Raw genomic sequence first — 17,477 nt, 5'->3', positions numbered from 1 at the left:
TAGTTTTACAGGATACTTTAAAATTGATAGAAAAACAAAACCCAAAGATCATTAATGATGATTTCTGCGGTCTTTATAACAACAAAAATCATCTCAGTAAACGGTAACTCCCTTCTGTTCCGGTAAAATGCAGGCTCTGATCATCCCCGCCCGCTACAATGGCCGGTTTAAATATTTTTCCATCTTTAAGAATTTGCCAGGTACCTGGCAGAAGATCTGTAATTACAAACCGGAATGCTCCCTTTCCTGAAACCGAAAAGTTAAAAGGGCGGTCTATGATATCCGATGTTTTGCTGAAGGTAACGATCCGGTCCGCAAGTTGCACGCCAACGATCTTATCGCCATCAATGCGTTTCACCTCGTGTAGTTGTTGCCGGGTATTGTCGGCAATTTGCATCACATTCAGATAGTAATCTTCTGAAGCTGCTTTTTTAGGGCTGATTTCCACCCGCCATTCTCCGCGTTCCAGGGCCTCATCTGTTCCGGGTTTGGGATCGTTGGTATAATTGGTACCAAACACCCAAAAATCTTTTCCTTTGCCCCCAACAGGCCGGATATCGGCATTTGCTGCATCCGGTAGCAAAGCTGTATTCACCAGCATACCGCTGTCTCCGTTTTTGGTACGCTTTATAGTAACCTGGTTGCCTTTTATTTCAGGCTGTTCAATGCTATGCAGCAACCAGAATTTCTTAAAACCGGGGTTGGCCGATACCATCTTATCAAAAACAACCATCGCGGCAGGTATTTTTGTATCTTTAAGGTTCAGGAACATAAAAGAACGTTTTACTTCTTTTACCTTAGACGAGTAGGCTTGCGTAATATCCCCTTTCAGATAAGTATACTCCGGAGCCTGGCTATCCGGGCCAAAACCCTGGGCAAGGATTTCCCCGGTTTTGAAATCCCCTGCCAACATTTCTTTAAGATCGCGCGGGGCGGTCCAGCCTTTACCAGGCAAACGTTGTCCGCCATCATTGGCAGCAAAGTTTGTCTGGTCCTGCCCGCCATATCCCGAGATATTAAAAACTTCGTTAGGATCATAGATGAGCAAACTGTTGTGGGCAATGGTACGTTTAAAAAAGTTTTTATTATGCGGACTATTATAACCACCCGAAGAACCGGTGTAGGAGCCGGCATCGATGGCCAGCGGGCCTTTATAATAAATCTGAAAGGCCCCCGCATCATGGTGCTGGTGGTTCAGGAAAGTATATTCGTTAACCTTCATTTCCGCAATCACGCTTTCCGGGCCCCAACCTGTACGGGCAATCATCCAACCGAATGGAGCGCCTGAGTACCTGGATAGGGGCAGGTCATCGGGTTTACGGCTCCCGAGCTTAGTATCGCGCCATAAAAATTCAAACAATTTGCAGTGTGGCTCAACGCGTGGATCTTTCAAAAATTCGTAGTTCAGGTATTCATCTTTGTAATAGCTACCGGCAAGAAAAGCTGGCAGCGAATAATATTTGGGCTTTTTACGGGAATAATCCACATCGCCACCGGCCAGAATTTGTCCGTCCGGACGGCGCTTATAAATCATATCATAAAGTACAAACTGCTGCCCGGGATGAAATACGTTACCCGCGCCCATCCGGTCTAATATCCACAGCGCAAAAAGATCATTGGTAAACCTTACGTTCAGGTACGACATACCCTGATGATAATTATGCGATGGGTAAAACCAGTTGCGGGCAACCAGGTGCTCTTTAAAAAAACGGCCTGCGGCCAGGTTATACATTTCCGGGAACTCATCATAAATAGCAATCCCTGTAGAAAGCAGGTCGCGCATAATCATCCATTCCGAAGCATGCCCTACAATTGATTTATCCTTTACCGGCGGATAACCACATTCCAGCATTTTGGCCAGCCTCACAAACGCTTTTACAAAACGTGTTTTCTCTTCGGGCTTCAACTGGTCGTAGCACCAATCGTACACAATGGCGCCTGTTACCATAAACAAACCAATACCCCTGGAAATATCTCCGGCCTCCTTAAAAGTAGCAGTCCCCAGAGTGTCTATAATGGCAGTTATGGCTTCCCGGCCTATTTTTGGGTCTTTGGTCATCAGGTACTTCAATGCCATTAACTCAACTCTTACGGTAAGTCCTTTCTGGTTAAAATAATATCGGAAGTCCTTAACTTCGGGAGTATCCTCCGGTTTCCAGTCTTCCTGCATCTTAACCATATCGGCCCAAACTTTTTTCAGTTCCGGATCGTTCATCCTGTTTTTCAGATCAGGAACCTGTTGTTCACGAATGTATAAGCGCGGATGTACCTTCGGCGGTACCGGCATCGACACTCCATCTGTATTCTTCCAAACTACATCCGTTTTGGACTGGGAGTAAGCCCCTGTTGCAAAAGCAATAACCACTACTGCAAATAGGCATAACTTTTTTTTCATTCGTAACTATTTATTGATTTACTTTTTAGTGTCTTTTTATATCCCGGATTGATTACAAGCTATGATACTTCATTAAATACTTTTGCCGCGCATCCCAGCAAACCGGCCTGGTTGCCCAGGCTTGCGGCTGTAATGGTTGTATGCGCAAAAGCAGCCGGCATGGCGGTATTCCTTACCCTTGTCTCAATTTCATCAATATAAAAAGAACCTGCTTCGCTGATGCCGCCGCCGATCACTACTTTTTGCGGACTAAAAATATTGACCAATCCGGCAATGCCCGCAGCCATATAGTCAAAATGATGGTGCATAGCCAGCACCGCATTCGCTTCCTGTTGCAAATACTTTTCGGTTATCAATTTCCCATTTACGGGTCCTGATAAATCACTATCCAGTTTTTTATACTGACGGATTAACGCCGTTACAGAAGCGTAAGCCTCAAAACAACCGCTGGCTCCACAGCTGCAGGATTCGCCATTATGTTGTAAAATGATATGCCCCAGTTCACCGCCTCTGTTTCTATAGCCTCCATATAATTTTCCGTTAATAACCACCGCACCGCCAATGCCGGTGCCTACGGTCAGGAACACGATATCCGTACAGCCTTTGCCCGAGCCAAAAGCCAGCTCGCCCAGGCTCATCATATTGGCATCATTATCGATAACAATATCGAAGCCTGTTTGCTGTTTCAATATTTCGCCCAGGGGCAGGTTTTCAAAACCGGGCAGGTTATCGGCCCCGCCAATTACTATATGATCTTCTACAATACCCGGGAACCCAATACCCACACCGGTTACCGCCTGGCTACCGGCTGCAGCGGCACATTGTTGTATGACTTCGGCAATAAGGCTGATAACGGCTTGTTCCGTATAGGCTCCATCAAGCGGTTTTAAAAAGCTATTCACTACTTCCCCGGTATGTTTTACCAAACCGCATTTGAGGGAGGAGCCCCCTACATCTATTCCTATGGCGTAGGTTGATGACATTGTAGTTCGTTTTTTGTTAAACACATAGAAGCAGCTTAAATTTTCATTATTAAACTTGTTTACGCAGTCCGGGAGGCTGGCACACGACAAGGGGCTGTCTCAAAAGTCGCTTTACAGCATGATATCGTTCCGAAGATGTCATCCCGGGGGCCGAAAATGTCATCCCGGGCTTGACCCGGGATCTATTCTCGTTTCAACATCTATTGACGAACCATCATCTTTAGATGCAGAAACAATCCCGACCGCCATCGGGACGGCATGACAAAATAGAAATTTTTCAGCCTCTCCACATTACAATCCCTCATCAACGTCATTTTAAATAATCGTAGGCAGAATCCAGTTTAAAGCGATGCTGCATTTCTTTGCTGGGACGCGGTGTTTTGTCCGGCTCGCTAAAATAGGGCGCCGTGTCCCATATCTTTGTATCGCCGCCAATGGCACGGGGATCTTTTGTCTTTACCAGGTAGGCGTCCATTTTGCCGATCAGCCCGGCTTTTACCGCTGCATATTGGGGATCATTGGCCAGGTTATGCAGTTCATCCGGATCATTTTTTATATCGAACAATTCAATGGCCGGACGCATACCCATGGCCATATCAAAAAAAGGCTTCACCCGCGGATCGTCTTTGTGCTCCATGATATAATACTTTGTTTCGCCAGGCCAGTTGAGCATAAAGGGGTCAATATCGCCATAAAACGGCGGGTCGCCAGCGGGCCAGCGGCCAGGTTCATTGTTTCGTATCAGCAGGTAATCCCTGGTGCGTATGGCCCTGCCCGGGTAGCCCATGCCATGCCGGCGTACAAAGGCATGACGCTCGCGGCCCAGTACTACAAAATCCCTGTTGGGCCCGGCGGCATCGGGTTTTTCATCCACCACCGGTAACAGGCTTTTACCCGTCATATCCGCAGGTATGGGCAAACCGGCCAGCTCGAGGAAGGTAGGCGCCAGGTCGTTCAGCGTTACCAGCTGATCCGTTACGGTTCCTTTTTTAAACTTTCCCGGCCATGAAATTATAAGGGGCACATGGGTACCAAAATCGTACAGGTTGGCCAGCCCGCGGGGCATCTGCCAGCCGTTATCACTGCATACCACAATAATGGTATTGTCCAGCTCACCGCTTTGCTTCAGCTCCTCCAGTGCCTGCCCCAGCTCACGGTCAAAATGTTCTACTGCGGCATAATAATCGGCAATATCACCGCGCACAGCAGGTACATCCGGCAAATAACCCGGTACTTTTACTTTATTGGAATCAATACCCGCGCGGGTACCAGAGCCTTCTACGTAGGGGCGGTGCGGCTCGTGACTGCTGATCCAGTAGGTCCAGGGCACATCCTTCTTTTTAGTTTCCAGGAACTCTTTAAAGCTGTTAAACATATTGCCGCCGGGGTTGCGCTTGCGGCCATTGGCTTCAAAACTACCCGGTCCCCACCCTTTGCCCTGCATGCCTACCTGGTAGCCGGATGCTTCCAGCAGATCGGGATACAAAGCATACTCAGCAGGCAGGATGCTCCAAAGATCGGCGCCCTCCTTTAACCGCCAGATATCCTGACCGCTCAAAAAACCGGCCCTTGATGGCGTACAGGAAGGAGCACTGCAAAAGGCATTGGTAAACCGAACGCCACCAGCCGCTACTTTATCCATATTGGGTGTACGAACGGTTTTATCGCCATAGCTACCCACATGTTCTGCCGACTGGTTATCGGACATCACAATTAAAATATTGGGGCGTTTGGAAGCTTCCTTTTTTGATGACTGGCAGGCATTAAAAAGAAACGCCGTACCCAGTAACGCGACTATTGCAGTAAATACTCGTATCATCTGACCTTTTGTTTTTTACTTATTTTCAGCCTCTTTTCTTTTTTTTAACTCCGCATTGATCGCTTTCCACATTTTTTGCTGTTCCGGGGTTAAAATGGCATTTTCTTTTTTCTTCATTTCGCCGCGGTAGGCTTTCAGCTTTGTTTCCTTTTCTTCATCGGTTAAGGAGGCGTCTTTCCTGATGGCATTTTGGCCTTTGCCGCTTTCTGCTATCAGATCGTGCATGTTTTTACGGGCTGCATCGTTCAATTTCATTACCGTAAATATCGAATCACGCAGTTCCGTGCCTTTTTTGGGTTTGCCTTGTGCAAATACGCCGGCAGCTGTCAGCAAAAAGGCTACTGATAATACAATCGTTTTTTTCATTTTGTGATTTTATGATTAAAAAAGAATTAAACTTAGCTTCACGCTAAAACGCCAATACCAGTGCGGGTATTTTTTTACCGGCCAGCATTTTGGGCACCGTAATCATTACGGCATCCCCTTCGGATTTCCAGGGTACGGGCTTGCCGGTAGCCAATAATCTTACAACCCCGTTTTTTACCGGGATATTGCCCTTCCACTGCAGGATGGCCGGTACCATCTCCCCTTCTTTTATACATACAATGGCGTATTTCTTTTTTCCATCCTTCGATTGGGTAAACCAGGTGCTGCCATCATTATAATTTTCGGTAATGCGCGTTCCATAAATGGCTTCGCCGTTCACCTTCAGCCAGGCGCCCAATTCTGCCAGCGGCTGTGTTACTTCCTTTGGAAATTCGCCTTCGGGTGTAGGGCCAAAGCCCAGCAACATGTTACCGCCCTTGGCTACTACTTCGGCCAGTGTGTGAATGACCCATGCGGAAGACTTTACTTTTTCTTCTTCCGGCTTACGGTAGCTCCAGCTTTTAGTAAGGGTAATGCAGGTTTCCCAGGGTTCCTTTAATTGTATTTTTGGAATGGCCTGTTCCGGCGTGCGGAAATTTTCATAGGGGCCGTGCACGGTGCGGTCGGCTATCAGCACATCCGGCTGTGCCTTACGAGCCATTTGAGCAATACGCGGCATATTTACATCCTGGCTGAATTTCGGATAAAGTATTAAGCCTTCCTCCGGCTTTCTTGGTGTTTCCAGTGGCCGCACCCAGCCCCCATCAAACCAAAGCACATCTATTTTCCCGTAGTTGTGCATCAGCTCGCTCAACTGGTTAAACGTAAACTCCTGGAACCTTTTCCATTTGCCGGCATACTTCACCGGATCATAGTTCATGTTCCGGTCGGTTGTGCCATATACCGGCCACCAGAAGTCTTCGTTATGCCAGTCGGGTTTGGAAAAATAAGCGCCAATCGCCATGCCCTGTTTACGGTAAGCATCAAAAATATATTTTGTAACATCGGCCCTGGGATTGTTCTTAAAAGGTCCGTTGGTGATTTTATAATCACTGTATTTTGTATCAAACATATTAAACCCATCGTGATGTTTGGTTGTAAATACGATGTATTTCATGCCCGCGTTTTTTGATATTTCGGCCCAGCGTTCGGGGTTGAATTTTACGGGGTTGAATTTAGAAGCCAAGCCCCAGTACCATTTTTTAAAGTCATCGTAGGTTTTGGTGGTGTCCCGCGGACGGTTGGGCCGGTTGCACAGTAGCCAGCTTTCCTGTATGCCTTCTACACTGTAAATACCCCAGTGCAGGAACACGCCTATTTTCAGATCCTGCCATTGATCCAGCTTTTGACGCACCAATGGCTCAGCGGGGTATTGATAGCCGGCAGACATATCGTGTACCTCACCCTTTACCTGTGCAAAGCCGGTAGCTGTAACAGCCGCAAACAAGAACAATAAAAAAAATCGTTTCATCCTGTTGATCATTTTATCGATACATTTTTTTACACCAAAACAATAGATAACGTACCATTACTTTAAACCTTCATGTCCGGTGTTTGCCACAGAAGCGCTGAAACACTGAGATTTTGAGTCCTTGTGTTATCACTTTTATGGTTGCCACTGATAACGCCTGCGGCATTGTCTCTGAGCTATTTTTGTCACTATTAAATACCCCCCAAATCTGTGCATCGATGGCTTTAAGGAAACGGTATTGATTCACCATTAACTATTCACCATTAACTATTCACTATTAACTATTCACTATTGACTATTCACTATTGACTATTCACTATTGACTATTCACTATTGACTATTCACTATTGACTACTCCCCTGCTTACCAATTCGGATTCTTCGCCATCCCGCTGGCATCCACTTCGCTTTGGGGAATGGGATACAGCTCATGCTTAAACGTGATAAAAGTGGTACCGGCGATATAGGGAAAATTACTGCGCATGGCTTTTAGTGCGGTTTCTGTATCTAACAGCACCTGCTTTACCGATGTTCCGTTGGCCGGGTTGCCCCAGCGTATTAAATCGGCTTTGCGCAGGCCCTCAAAACAAAGCTCCCAGGCACGTTCCTGCTTGATGGCGTCCAGGAATATATCCTTGTTCATGCCGCCATGAATATCGATCTGGTCCGTTGTTTTCTGCGGCAACAGCACCGCAATGGCGGTAGCTCTTGCTTTTGAAAAAGTAAAGATAGCACCGGTGCCAGCTGGAGAGTCGCCGGCGATATTGGTAGGCGGCACAGCTGTGGAAGTACCTGCTATTTTTACTTTATAAAGATTATTTCCATAAGCTACTAAAGCATCGGCCACATAGTTAGTATTGGCCTGCCATTGGGGCACGGTTGTAGTATCCCAGGGCGCAGCGATGGTAACCGTAGGTTCGGTTGTATAGCCACTGCCGGTATAGGTAGATTGAATGCCGCTCAAACGGGTAACACCTCCTGACGTAGCTACCGTGGTCACTGCTGCTTTGGCGCCGGAGCCGCTGCCGCCGCTGATCTCAATAGCCGGCCAGGTGGCTGCACCGGAGGTATAGCCTGAACCGCCGCCGGTTAAGTACACCCTTACCCTGTTTTTAATATCCAGGCCAAGGCCATAAGCCCGCCGGCGTACCTGGTTGATGGCATCCAGTGCAATGGCATTGGGCCCGCCGTTCAGTTCATTTTCCACTTCGGCGCGTAGCAGCAACAGGTCGGAGTAGCGCATGATAACGAAGTTGATGCCGGTCAGGCCCCGTTCATTCGCGGCATTGGTTTGCCATTCCCGGCTCCATTTTCCGGGATAGATCTGCTGGTTGGTTGACCCGGTTACAGATATAGGCTGCCGCTCGCCGGCAGAATCAATCCTGTAGGTGGCTACTGCAAAATCCTGCCGCAGGTCCAAACTATCAAAAGACTGGTAAAACAGCGGCGTAGTATAAATAAAGGTATTCCCTTTGAAATATTTTCCGGTTACGGTAAGCGGGGCATTGTAGTTGCCGATTTCAGAATTGCCCGCGGATGTGCCATACAAAGCCACCTGGAAGATATTTTCGGTAGGCTCCAGTACGTGCTGGCACTGATTTTTAAACACCTGGGCATAATCCGGGTTCAGCTTATATACATTTGCCGTCATCACTTCATCGATCAGCTGTTTAGCTTTAGTATAGTAATCGAGGTAATTAGCGGGACGGTTAATGGTGCCATCCATACGCAGTGCGTAGCCGCCGGCAAAAACATATACCCTTGCCAGCATGGCCTTGACCGCCCATTTGTTTACCCGCTCATCAACGGGCATTGCCGTGGGCAGCAATTCAGCCGCCTCGGTCATATCTTTAAAAACCTGATCATATACCTGGGCTGCCGGCGTTCTGGTTACATTCAGGTTTTTAGCAGTAGAGGGTTCCAGCCGCAAGGGCACATCGCCCCAAAGCCGTACCAGTTCTGAATAATAAAACCCGCGTAAAAATTTGGCTTCGCCCAGCAGCCGGTTCAGCTCTGTTTTTTGAGCGGCCGTTCCACCGGCAAATAAATCCATTTTGGGAATACGGCTGATCACAATATTGGCCCGGTCAATACCATTCCAAAGGGCGTTCCACATACCCGTAACCATACTGTGCTGCGCATCAAAATTGTAATGTGCCAGGGTGCGCTGATCGCCCGAGAAGCCGGCTCCCTCCATTTTTGATATATCATTATCAATATCGGACATAATGGAAAGATAATGCCCATACCCACCACTACGGATTGTCATTGCTTCGTACACGCCCAGCGTGGCGGCCCTGGCCCCATCTACATCTGAAAAAACGGCTTCACCGCTAAAAACAGAATAGCTGTTCTCTTCCAGTTGCTTTTTACAGGATATAAATAGCATCAGTACCAAAAACAATCCGCAACAGGTTGCTTTTGCCAGGAGTGGGATTTTTTTTATTTCAATATTTTGCGCTTGCATATATTTACTTTTTGTAGTCTGTTTAATTTTATTTAAAACGCCAGGTTTACCCCTGCCAAAAACGATTTCCCTCTGGGGTAGGCCCCAAAATCCACCCCGGGTGTAAGCCCTCCATTGTTTACCACACTCACTTCGGGATCGTATCCGGTATATTTGCTGGCTACATAAAGGTTGTAGGCTGTTACATAGATGCGCGCATTGCTCAGCTTTGCCCGCTTTACCAGCTGTTTGGGCAAACTATAGCCCAGGCTGATATTGTTAAGACGGAGGAAAGATCCGTCTTCGATCATTTTATCATAAAGCCTTGCACGGCCGGTACCGGCGCCGCTGCCATTATATACCGGGATCGTTTTGCCTTTGTTGAGCGCCGTCAGCTCTGCGGGATCAGTAACCCGCTCGCCGGCAGCATTAATCGTTGTCCACCTGTTGGCCTGGTAAGCAAAGGCATTATTATAATCATCCCCAATAGACGACATGAAGAGCTTGTTGGCATTGTAGATATCGTTGCCATATACCCAGTTGATAAAAACAGTAAGGTCGAAGCCATGGTAGGAAAAGGTATTGTTGAGACCGCCAAAAAACTTAGGCTGGGCATTTCCGATGATGGTTCTGTCCAGATCATTAATAATGCCATCGGGAGTACCATTGGGTCCGCTGATATCCTTTAATTTTAAATACCCGGGCTGTACGCTAAAATTCGCATCTACCGGTACGCCGTTTTTCAGGGTATACCTTGCATTGGCGTTGGTGGTATTGGGGTTATAGTTAAAATCATCTACGGTGTATAACCCGTCATAAACCCAGCCATACATATTACCAAGGGGCAAGCCTACCTGCAACAGGTAATCGTTGGAGCTGGCAAAACTCCGGGCATAAATGGAACGTACGCCATCGTTTAGGCTAACCACTTTGGTTTTTGGAAAGGTGATATTAAAATTGGTGTTCCAGGTAAAATCTTTGTTTTTGATATTGCTGGAAACCACCGTAAGCTCAAAACCTTTGCTGGATGTAGCTCCAATATTTCTTAGCTGGTTGGTGTAGCCCGATGTACCGGATATGGCCGTATTGTACAACAGATCCTTGGAGCGGTTATCGTAATACTCAGCCGTAAGCGTCACACGCTGACGAAACAGGCCTACATCCAGCCCTACGTTGGCTTTTACATTGGTTTCCCATTTCAGATCGGGATTGGGCAGCGTGTTTTGATACACGGTACCGGTATTATTATCGTTGAGCGGGTAATTTCCATTTACAAATACCTGGGACGACAGGTAATTAGGTACGCGGTTGTTGCCGCTATTGCCCCAGCTGGCTCTTAACCTGAGATCCGACAGCGTATGATTGCCCTTCAGGAATTTTTCATTGATGATCTTCCAGGAAGCCAGGAAGGTGGGAAAATAACCCCATTTATTTTTGGGTGCAAACTTAGACGAACCATCGGCCCGCATAATGGCGGTAAGCAGGTAGCGGTCGTCATACCCGTAATTGGCCCTGCCAAAAAAGGAAATCATCATATTGTCTTCAACATAGGAAGTAGGGATATCAGACAAACTGGCCATATCCAGCGCATCCCAGCCCAGGTTTAAAAATGGGAATTGCCGGGCAGTTACTCCAAAATTTTCTGAGTAATCATATTGCTGTTCCTGCCCCAGGGTAACATCCAGCTTATGTTTTGTCTGAAACCGGTTGCTATAGGTGAGTGCATTATTATAGTTCCAGCCGGATACATTGCTCTGACTAATGGAGCCACTGGGGCCGCCATCACGCCTTGCATAGGCCGATTTAGAGCCCTCAAACCGTTTATTTTTGGTATTCCCGTCTTTATACGCCACTACCCCCCGGTAGCTCAGATGTTCTATAATATTATAATCGAGGGTAGCGTTGGCGTTGAATAATTTGCTGCGCCGTTCCCTTAACTGGCTTTCGGCAGCGGTAACAGGGTTTTGATAAATATTACCCTGAGCGGTTCCCGCCAGTTCGGGATCCTCATCCATATTTATAAAATCATCATCGTTGTTCAGGAGCCCCAGTGTAGGCCGGTAACGAAAGATATTCTGCAGACCGTTATACTGGCCGTTTGAGCCCGTAAGCCCCTGGGTACCCAGGCCGGTAACGGTTTGATCGGAATAATTGATCGTGGCGGCTACTTTTACTTTTTTACCCGCATTATGGTTAAGACCCAGCTTGGCCACGTTTTTTACCGAGCCGCTGTTCTTCATCACTCCTTCGTCATTGTTGCGGGAAAAGAAGAAGTTGAACCGGGTTTCGTCACTGCCGCCGTTGAGGCCCACCTTGTGGTACTGGCTCATTACCGGGTCGCCAAAAATGACATCCTGCCAGCTCACCCCCTTGCCTCCATACCGGTATTCGAGCGAATCAAAACTGCCATATCTTTTTGCAAATGCCGCTTCATCCACGGCATCGCCTAAGCCCTTCTCATACTCCAGCAGGGTGTACTGGTAAGCATCCAGCATCGGTATGGTGCGGGTAATTTTTTTAAATCCTACATAATTATCATAGGTGAGCTTTAGTTTTCCCGCTTTTATTTTCTTTGTGGTAATATTGATTACGCCGTTTGCCCCCCGGGAGCCGTAGATATTAGCGGCGCCATCCTTCAACACATCGATGGTTTCGATATCGGTGGGATCCAAAAATCCAACCCCATCGGGCTGGGGCACCCCGTCCACCACATACAAGGGCTCATTGCTCTGGCTGATGGAGGTCCCCCCGCGCAGGGTAACTGAGGGGTCGGCCCCGGGCGTTCCATCGGGCATGCTCACCTGTACCCCCGCCAGGCGTCCCTGTAAGGTCTGTGCTATGTTTTGCACCGGCACCTTGGCCAGTTCATCCCCGTTAATGGAGGAAACAGCTCCTGTAAGATCGCGGCGCTTAGCCGTTCCATAACCAATAACCACCACATCATCGAGGCTTTTATTGGCATCTATCAGGGTGATATCTACCCGGCTGCGGTTATTAATTTTTTCAATTTGGGGTTCGTAGGCCACATGGGAAAAATGAAGCTCACCGCTGGGGTCGGCACTGATTTTATAGGTACCGTCATTTTTGGTGAGGGTGGTTTTGTTCCCCTGCAACACGGTTACGCCAATAACCGGTTCTCCCGCGGTATTGGTTACTTTGCCGCTTATCGTTTTAGCGCCCTGTCCAAAAACAGGAACAAGCCCGCCCAAAAACATCAATAAAGTTAGAAATAGTCTCATTTCCAGGTTTTAATTGTTTCAGAATAAATTATGGAATAACGCAATCATCGCCTTCATTCACACGACAGTCGTTTGTTTTCATTTATGCAAACATCTGTAACAAATTTATAGGGCAACCTGAACAATAACTTCCAATATCGTCTAAAAAGCTTCAAATTTTGATGAAAATGCGCGGTTTTACCGAAAATCAGCCCGGACTTTGTCAGGGCCGGTCAGGGGTGGCTGCGCCTGAATGATCCGCCGTACCGGCTGGTAAGCGGCGGCCGCCCTTTCGGGGGGGAAAAGGAAAAACAAGGGATATTGCCGCTTCCGAACACCTTGTTTCAACAAAATTGAACGGGAATTATCAAAAATTGAAAGGTTGCTCCTCCCCTGTGGGTTAATTTTACCGGGTCAGGAGGCAGCATTTTCTAATGGGCTGCTGTTTGTAACGATCTATTATTGCCACTGATCCAAAAATTTTAAAAATGAGTTTCAAAGCCAAAATTTTATTGCCGGTACTGTTCCTGTGGATGGCGCTGGCATCTTCCTGTAAAAAAGACGACCCAACAAAATGGGAACCGGCTACCCCTGTAACGCCAACCGGAAAAGCGGAATTGTTTACCTCGGTATTTGCCAAAACGGCCATTAGCCGGGTAGATACCGCTGGCTGGCTGCCGGGCAACAATGTGGGTATTACCATGCTTAAATTGAGTGATAGTGCCGTGGTAGCGGGTAATAAAAAATATAGTCCGGCCGCCGATGGCAGCTTAACGTCCCAACCCGGCGAACTGATCAGCTATCCCGCAAATGGTACCCTGGTCAATTTTGTAGCCTATTACCCATTCCAGGCCGGTGCGGATTCCGTATATAAAGTGGACCTCAATAGCCAGGAAGATCTCAATGCCCTGGACCTTATTTATGCTGCAACCGTTACCAATTTTAACGTGGAGAGTCATACCGTTCCGCATTTAAAATTTGAACATCAATTGGCCAAAGTAGTGTTGAACATAGCCCGGTCGCCGCGCCAGCGGGCCAGTTTTAAGGACCTCGAAATAACCATTAAAAATATTGCCACTGCGGCCGATTTTAATCTCAAAACAGGAAACTTTGATAATATTGTCAATGCCGACTTCAAACCGGCCATAACTCCCGTTTATAAAACCACGGATGCCGGCCAGCCCGACACCAGCTACACCGTTGCTTTTTTAGTGATCCCCGAAAGAATAGAAGGCAAATTAGTAGAGGTGAAACTCAATTCCGGCAGGGTGCTGGAATGGGCGTTCCCGGCGGGCACAGCCATTGCAAAAGGGAAAACCGTTACTGCAAATGCCGTTGTAGGCGACCCCGTTGAACGGCTGATTTTTGCAGAAGGCTTTGGTACGGCAAGCGTAAGCGCCAATCCAAGTTTCAATAATTATACCGGTTATGATAACGGCGCCGGGTTAACCATTACGGGCAACGGCCAGGTAAGATCTTCCGGCAATGGCTTTACAAGCAACAATGCCCGGTTTGCCAATACCGAGCAAAATCTGAAGATCGAAAATATCAACACAGACGGCTATTCAGATTTAAAATTGCAGTTCAGAATTGGCTCCACCAATGCAAGCGCTACCGTTCCGGTAGATCTTAAGGAGCTGGTTTCTATAAGTTATAATGGCGTTACCGGGCTCGAAGGCCAGATCCCCAGCACCATAAGCTATAGCAGCAACGCGGCAGGTATCTATACCTTCGAAATTGACCTGGGCGCGCTGCCGGCCAGCGCCACAGGCACATTGGAGATCATCGGGAACAAGGGCTATACGAGCAGCGCTCCAAAATCAAATGCCTTCTTCCGTTTGGATGATGTAAAACTATTGGGAGCTAAATAAAAACGTAATCCAATAAAAAGGGGGGTTGTCAAAAAAAGGCAGCCCCTTTTTTCATCAAAATTTAAACAAAAAAAAACATTTCAGGAAGTCATCGCTTTTAACGTACGCTACTTTTATTACCGTTCAACTATTATAGGGAATCACTTTTAATTATCATTATATGTACAAACGATTAGCGGCCTTTGTTGCCGGCATCGCCTTTACCGCAACCTCTTTTTCTCATCCCGATGATAGCCATCGGGAGGCACCGGCCTGGTTTACCAACGCAACCCGCACCATTGATGCGCAGCTGTCTAAAGCCGCTGAAGTGTATATCCCCGGTCAAAACCCCCGCTCTGTAACCTGTGGCACGGTGCGCCTGGCCAATTGCCGCGACTGGACCACCGGCTTCTTCCCCGGCAGCCTTTGGTATGGGTATGAACTAACGGGCAATAAGGCCCTGGCATCAGCCGCCAAACGTTTTACCCTGGCGCTGGACTCCATACGGTATGTTACCGATACCCACGACCTGGGCTTTATGCTCTATTGCTCCTACGGCAATGCCTGGCGTATTACCAAAGACAATACCTACCTGCCGGTTTTGCAGGACGGGGCCAAACACCTGGCCGCCCGTTTCAGCCCCAAAACAGGCGTTATCCGCAGCTGGGATTTTGGCAAATGGAAGTACCCGGTTATTATAGATAATATGATGAACCTGGAATACCTGTACTGGGCAGCCGGCCAGTTTAAACAACCTGGTTATACCAAAATAGCCAGCACGCATGCACTTACGACTATGAAAAACCACTTCCGGAAAGACTATAGCAGTTACCACGTGGTAGATTACGACCCCGCCACCGGCAAAGTGCTGGGCAAGGGCACCCATCAGGGCGTTACCAACGAAAGCGCCTGGGCACGCGGCCAGGCCTGGGGGCTATACGGCTATGCCATGTGCTATGCCAACACCAAAAATTCTGCTTTTTTGAACCAGGCCAAACATATTGCGGCTTTTATTATGAACCATCCCAATATGCCCAAGGATAAAGTACCGGTTTGGGATTTTGATGTGCACAACGCTTACGATGTGGACGAAGATGGACGGGCGCCCCGCGATGCTTCTGCCGCCGCAGTAATAGCCTGCGGCCTGCTGGACCTGAGCACCGAAGTAGCGGATGGTAAAAAGTACGTTGACTATGCCGAAGATATATTAAGATCCCTGTCATCCGATAAATACCTGGCCGGGCCCGGCGAGAACCATTTTTTCATATTGAAACACAGCGTAGGCGCCTTCCTGTTCAATTCGGAAATAGACACTCCCATTAATTACGCCGACTATTACTACCTGGAAGCGCTGAAAAAATATGCCGCAATAAAGAAGATAAAACGATGAACGTCTTCCATTTGAATAACTAAAAACTAAAACGATGTACAAAAAGACACAAATTTTACCATTGACTGCTGTTGCGCTGATGATGGTAGCCACCGCATCCTGCAAAAAAAGCAATGTAGACGATGGCAACAGCCCCGCAACAGCAGACGGCAAACTGCAATTCACTTCATCCATTGAAACCGCTATCGGCACAAAAGCAACAGGCAACGCCTGGGAGGCTAATGATGCTATTGGCGTATTTATGAATGCTGCTGCGGGTGGCGCCGGTTTGGCCGCCAACAGGCAGTTCACCACCACGGGCGATGGCAATTTTACCGAGGCAGGCGACCCCACCAACTACCCATCCGATGGCAGTAATGTGAGCTTTACGGCTTACTACCCCTACAGCGCAGACTTAGGCGGCACCAGCTACGCAGTAAATGTGGCTACACAATCCAACCCCGCCGCAATCGATCTGATGTATGCGCCTCAAACAGCGGACTTTAACAAAAGCAGCAGTACAAAGCCCAACCTGGCATTTACCCACCAGCTATCAAAATTAGAAATAACGATCAAACCCGGTACCAATCTGGCCAGCGTGGCCGGAGTAACGGCCCAACTGCACGATCAGCATACCACCGCCAGCTTTGACCTGGCAACAGGCACACTGGGTACCGGCGCCAGCCCTGCCACCATTAGCGCAAAAATGGAAACCGGCGGCACCGACCCTGTAGCCACGGCTATTTTACTACCCCTGACCGATGCAGCGGGCAAAAAAATAATCTTTAGCCTGAATGGCGTCAGCTATACCTGGACCCTTCCTGCCGGAGCCAAGGCTGAAGCCGGTAAAAAATACAGTTATACCATTGCCCTTAATGGCACAGCACCCACCACCACCGTGGTATTATTAGGCGCCGTCACCATTACCAATTGGGTAGACGTGCCCGGCGGCAGCACCACGCTGAATCCTGATGTTATTACACCCACGCCTGTTTTACAAACCGTTTTTACCGAAAGCTTTGGAACGGCGGATGCCAGCGCTAACCCGAGCTTTGTCAATTACACCGGCTATGACAATGGTACAGGATTAATTTTTAGCGGAAGCGGCCAGGTAAGAACAACAGGTAATGGCATGCCCACACCCGGTAATACGGCACGCTTTAGCGGCAGCCCCGATCAAAATTTAAAAATAGAAGGGATTAACACAACCGGATTCAGCAATTTAAAACTCTCCTTTAAAATAGGGCCATCCAATACAGCATCCGCGTCCAACAATATTGATATGGACACCATCATTACCGTAAACTATAATAATGTAAACTATACGTTCCCCAGCACGGTTTTTTCCGGTACCAACACTCCGGCAGACGTTCAAATAGACCTGAGCACCGCAGCCGCAAGTGCTACCGGCGTTCTCGAAATCACCGGGCATAAAGGCGCTGCAGCCGGCACCAACGGAACCTTTTTCCGGATAGATGATATGAAACTGGAGGGCACCAAATAGTTGCCTGGTAAAAAAATATTTAGCAACGGCTGTCCCAGCAGACGGCCGTTGCTGTTT

General features: G+C 48.0%; 10 protein-coding genes. 3 read left to right on the top strand and 7 right to left on the bottom strand.

Annotated features, from left to right (window positions below):
- Positions 1-88 precede the first annotated feature (88 nt).
- The 7 genes from hepB to GGU45_RS14805 form a co-directional block, all read right to left on the bottom strand.
- Complete coding sequence (gene hepB / locus GGU45_RS14835) at positions 89-2,395, bottom strand: heparin/heparin-sulfate lyase HepB (protein ID WP_435225986.1); 2,307 nt, start codon at positions 2,393-2,395, stop codon at positions 89-91.
- Positions 2,396-2,454: 59 nt separating this feature from the next.
- Positions 2,455-3,378, bottom strand: a complete 924-nt coding sequence (locus GGU45_RS14830; protein WP_435225984.1) for an ROK family protein — start codon at positions 3,376-3,378, stop codon at positions 2,455-2,457.
- Positions 3,379-3,688: 310 nt separating this feature from the next.
- Positions 3,689-5,197, bottom strand: coding sequence for a sulfatase family protein (locus tag GGU45_RS14825; RefSeq protein ID WP_435225983.1), 1,509 nt, complete (start codon positions 5,195-5,197; stop codon positions 3,689-3,691).
- A 15-nt stretch (positions 5,198-5,212) separates the two neighbouring features.
- Positions 5,213-5,563, bottom strand: a complete 351-nt coding sequence (locus GGU45_RS14820) for a hypothetical protein (RefSeq protein ID WP_435225981.1) — start codon at positions 5,561-5,563, stop codon at positions 5,213-5,215.
- A gap of 43 nt (positions 5,564-5,606) precedes the next feature.
- The gene (locus tag GGU45_RS14815) at positions 5,607-7,034 is read right to left on the bottom strand and encodes an alpha-L-fucosidase (RefSeq protein ID WP_435225979.1); all 1,428 of its coding nucleotides are present in this window, start codon (positions 7,032-7,034) and stop codon (positions 5,607-5,609) included.
- A gap of 363 nt (positions 7,035-7,397) precedes the next feature.
- Positions 7,398-9,500, bottom strand: coding sequence for a RagB/SusD family nutrient uptake outer membrane protein (locus tag GGU45_RS14810; protein ID WP_435225978.1), 2,103 nt, complete (start codon positions 9,498-9,500; stop codon positions 7,398-7,400).
- A 32-nt stretch (positions 9,501-9,532) separates the two neighbouring features.
- The gene (locus GGU45_RS14805; RefSeq protein ID WP_435225976.1) at positions 9,533-12,718 is read right to left on the bottom strand and encodes a SusC/RagA family TonB-linked outer membrane protein; all 3,186 of its coding nucleotides are present in this window, start codon (positions 12,716-12,718) and stop codon (positions 9,533-9,535) included.
- Between the two features lie 467 nt (positions 12,719-13,185).
- On the opposite strand from GGU45_RS14805, the gene GGU45_RS14800 reads away from it, so the two are divergent.
- The 3 genes from GGU45_RS14800 to GGU45_RS14790 all read left to right on the top strand — a co-directional run bounded on the left by GGU45_RS14800 (position 13,186) and on the right by GGU45_RS14790 (position 17,420).
- Positions 13,186-14,568 (top strand): fimbrillin family protein, encoded by a 1,383-nt coding sequence (locus GGU45_RS14800; protein ID WP_435225974.1) that lies wholly within the window; start codon positions 13,186-13,188, stop codon positions 14,566-14,568.
- A gap of 160 nt (positions 14,569-14,728) precedes the next feature.
- Positions 14,729-15,937 carry a glycoside hydrolase family 88 protein gene (locus tag GGU45_RS14795; protein ID WP_435225972.1) on the top strand — a complete coding sequence of 403 codons (1,209 nt, stop codon included), beginning with the start codon at positions 14,729-14,731 and terminating at the stop codon, positions 15,935-15,937.
- Positions 15,938-15,971: 34 nt separating this feature from the next.
- Positions 15,972-17,420: a fimbrillin family protein gene (locus tag GGU45_RS14790; RefSeq protein ID WP_435225970.1), complete on the top strand. Its 1,449-nt coding sequence runs from the start codon at positions 15,972-15,974 to the stop codon at positions 17,418-17,420.
- Positions 17,421-17,477: the final 57 nt, after the last annotated feature.

The sequence above is a fragment of the Niabella hirudinis genome, assembly GCF_051201075.1.
Classification (GTDB): Bacteria; Bacteroidota; Bacteroidia; order Chitinophagales; family Chitinophagaceae; genus Niabella; species Niabella hirudinis.
Note: the sequence above shows the minus strand (reverse complement) of the source record. Positions and strands in the feature narration are given on the sequence as shown.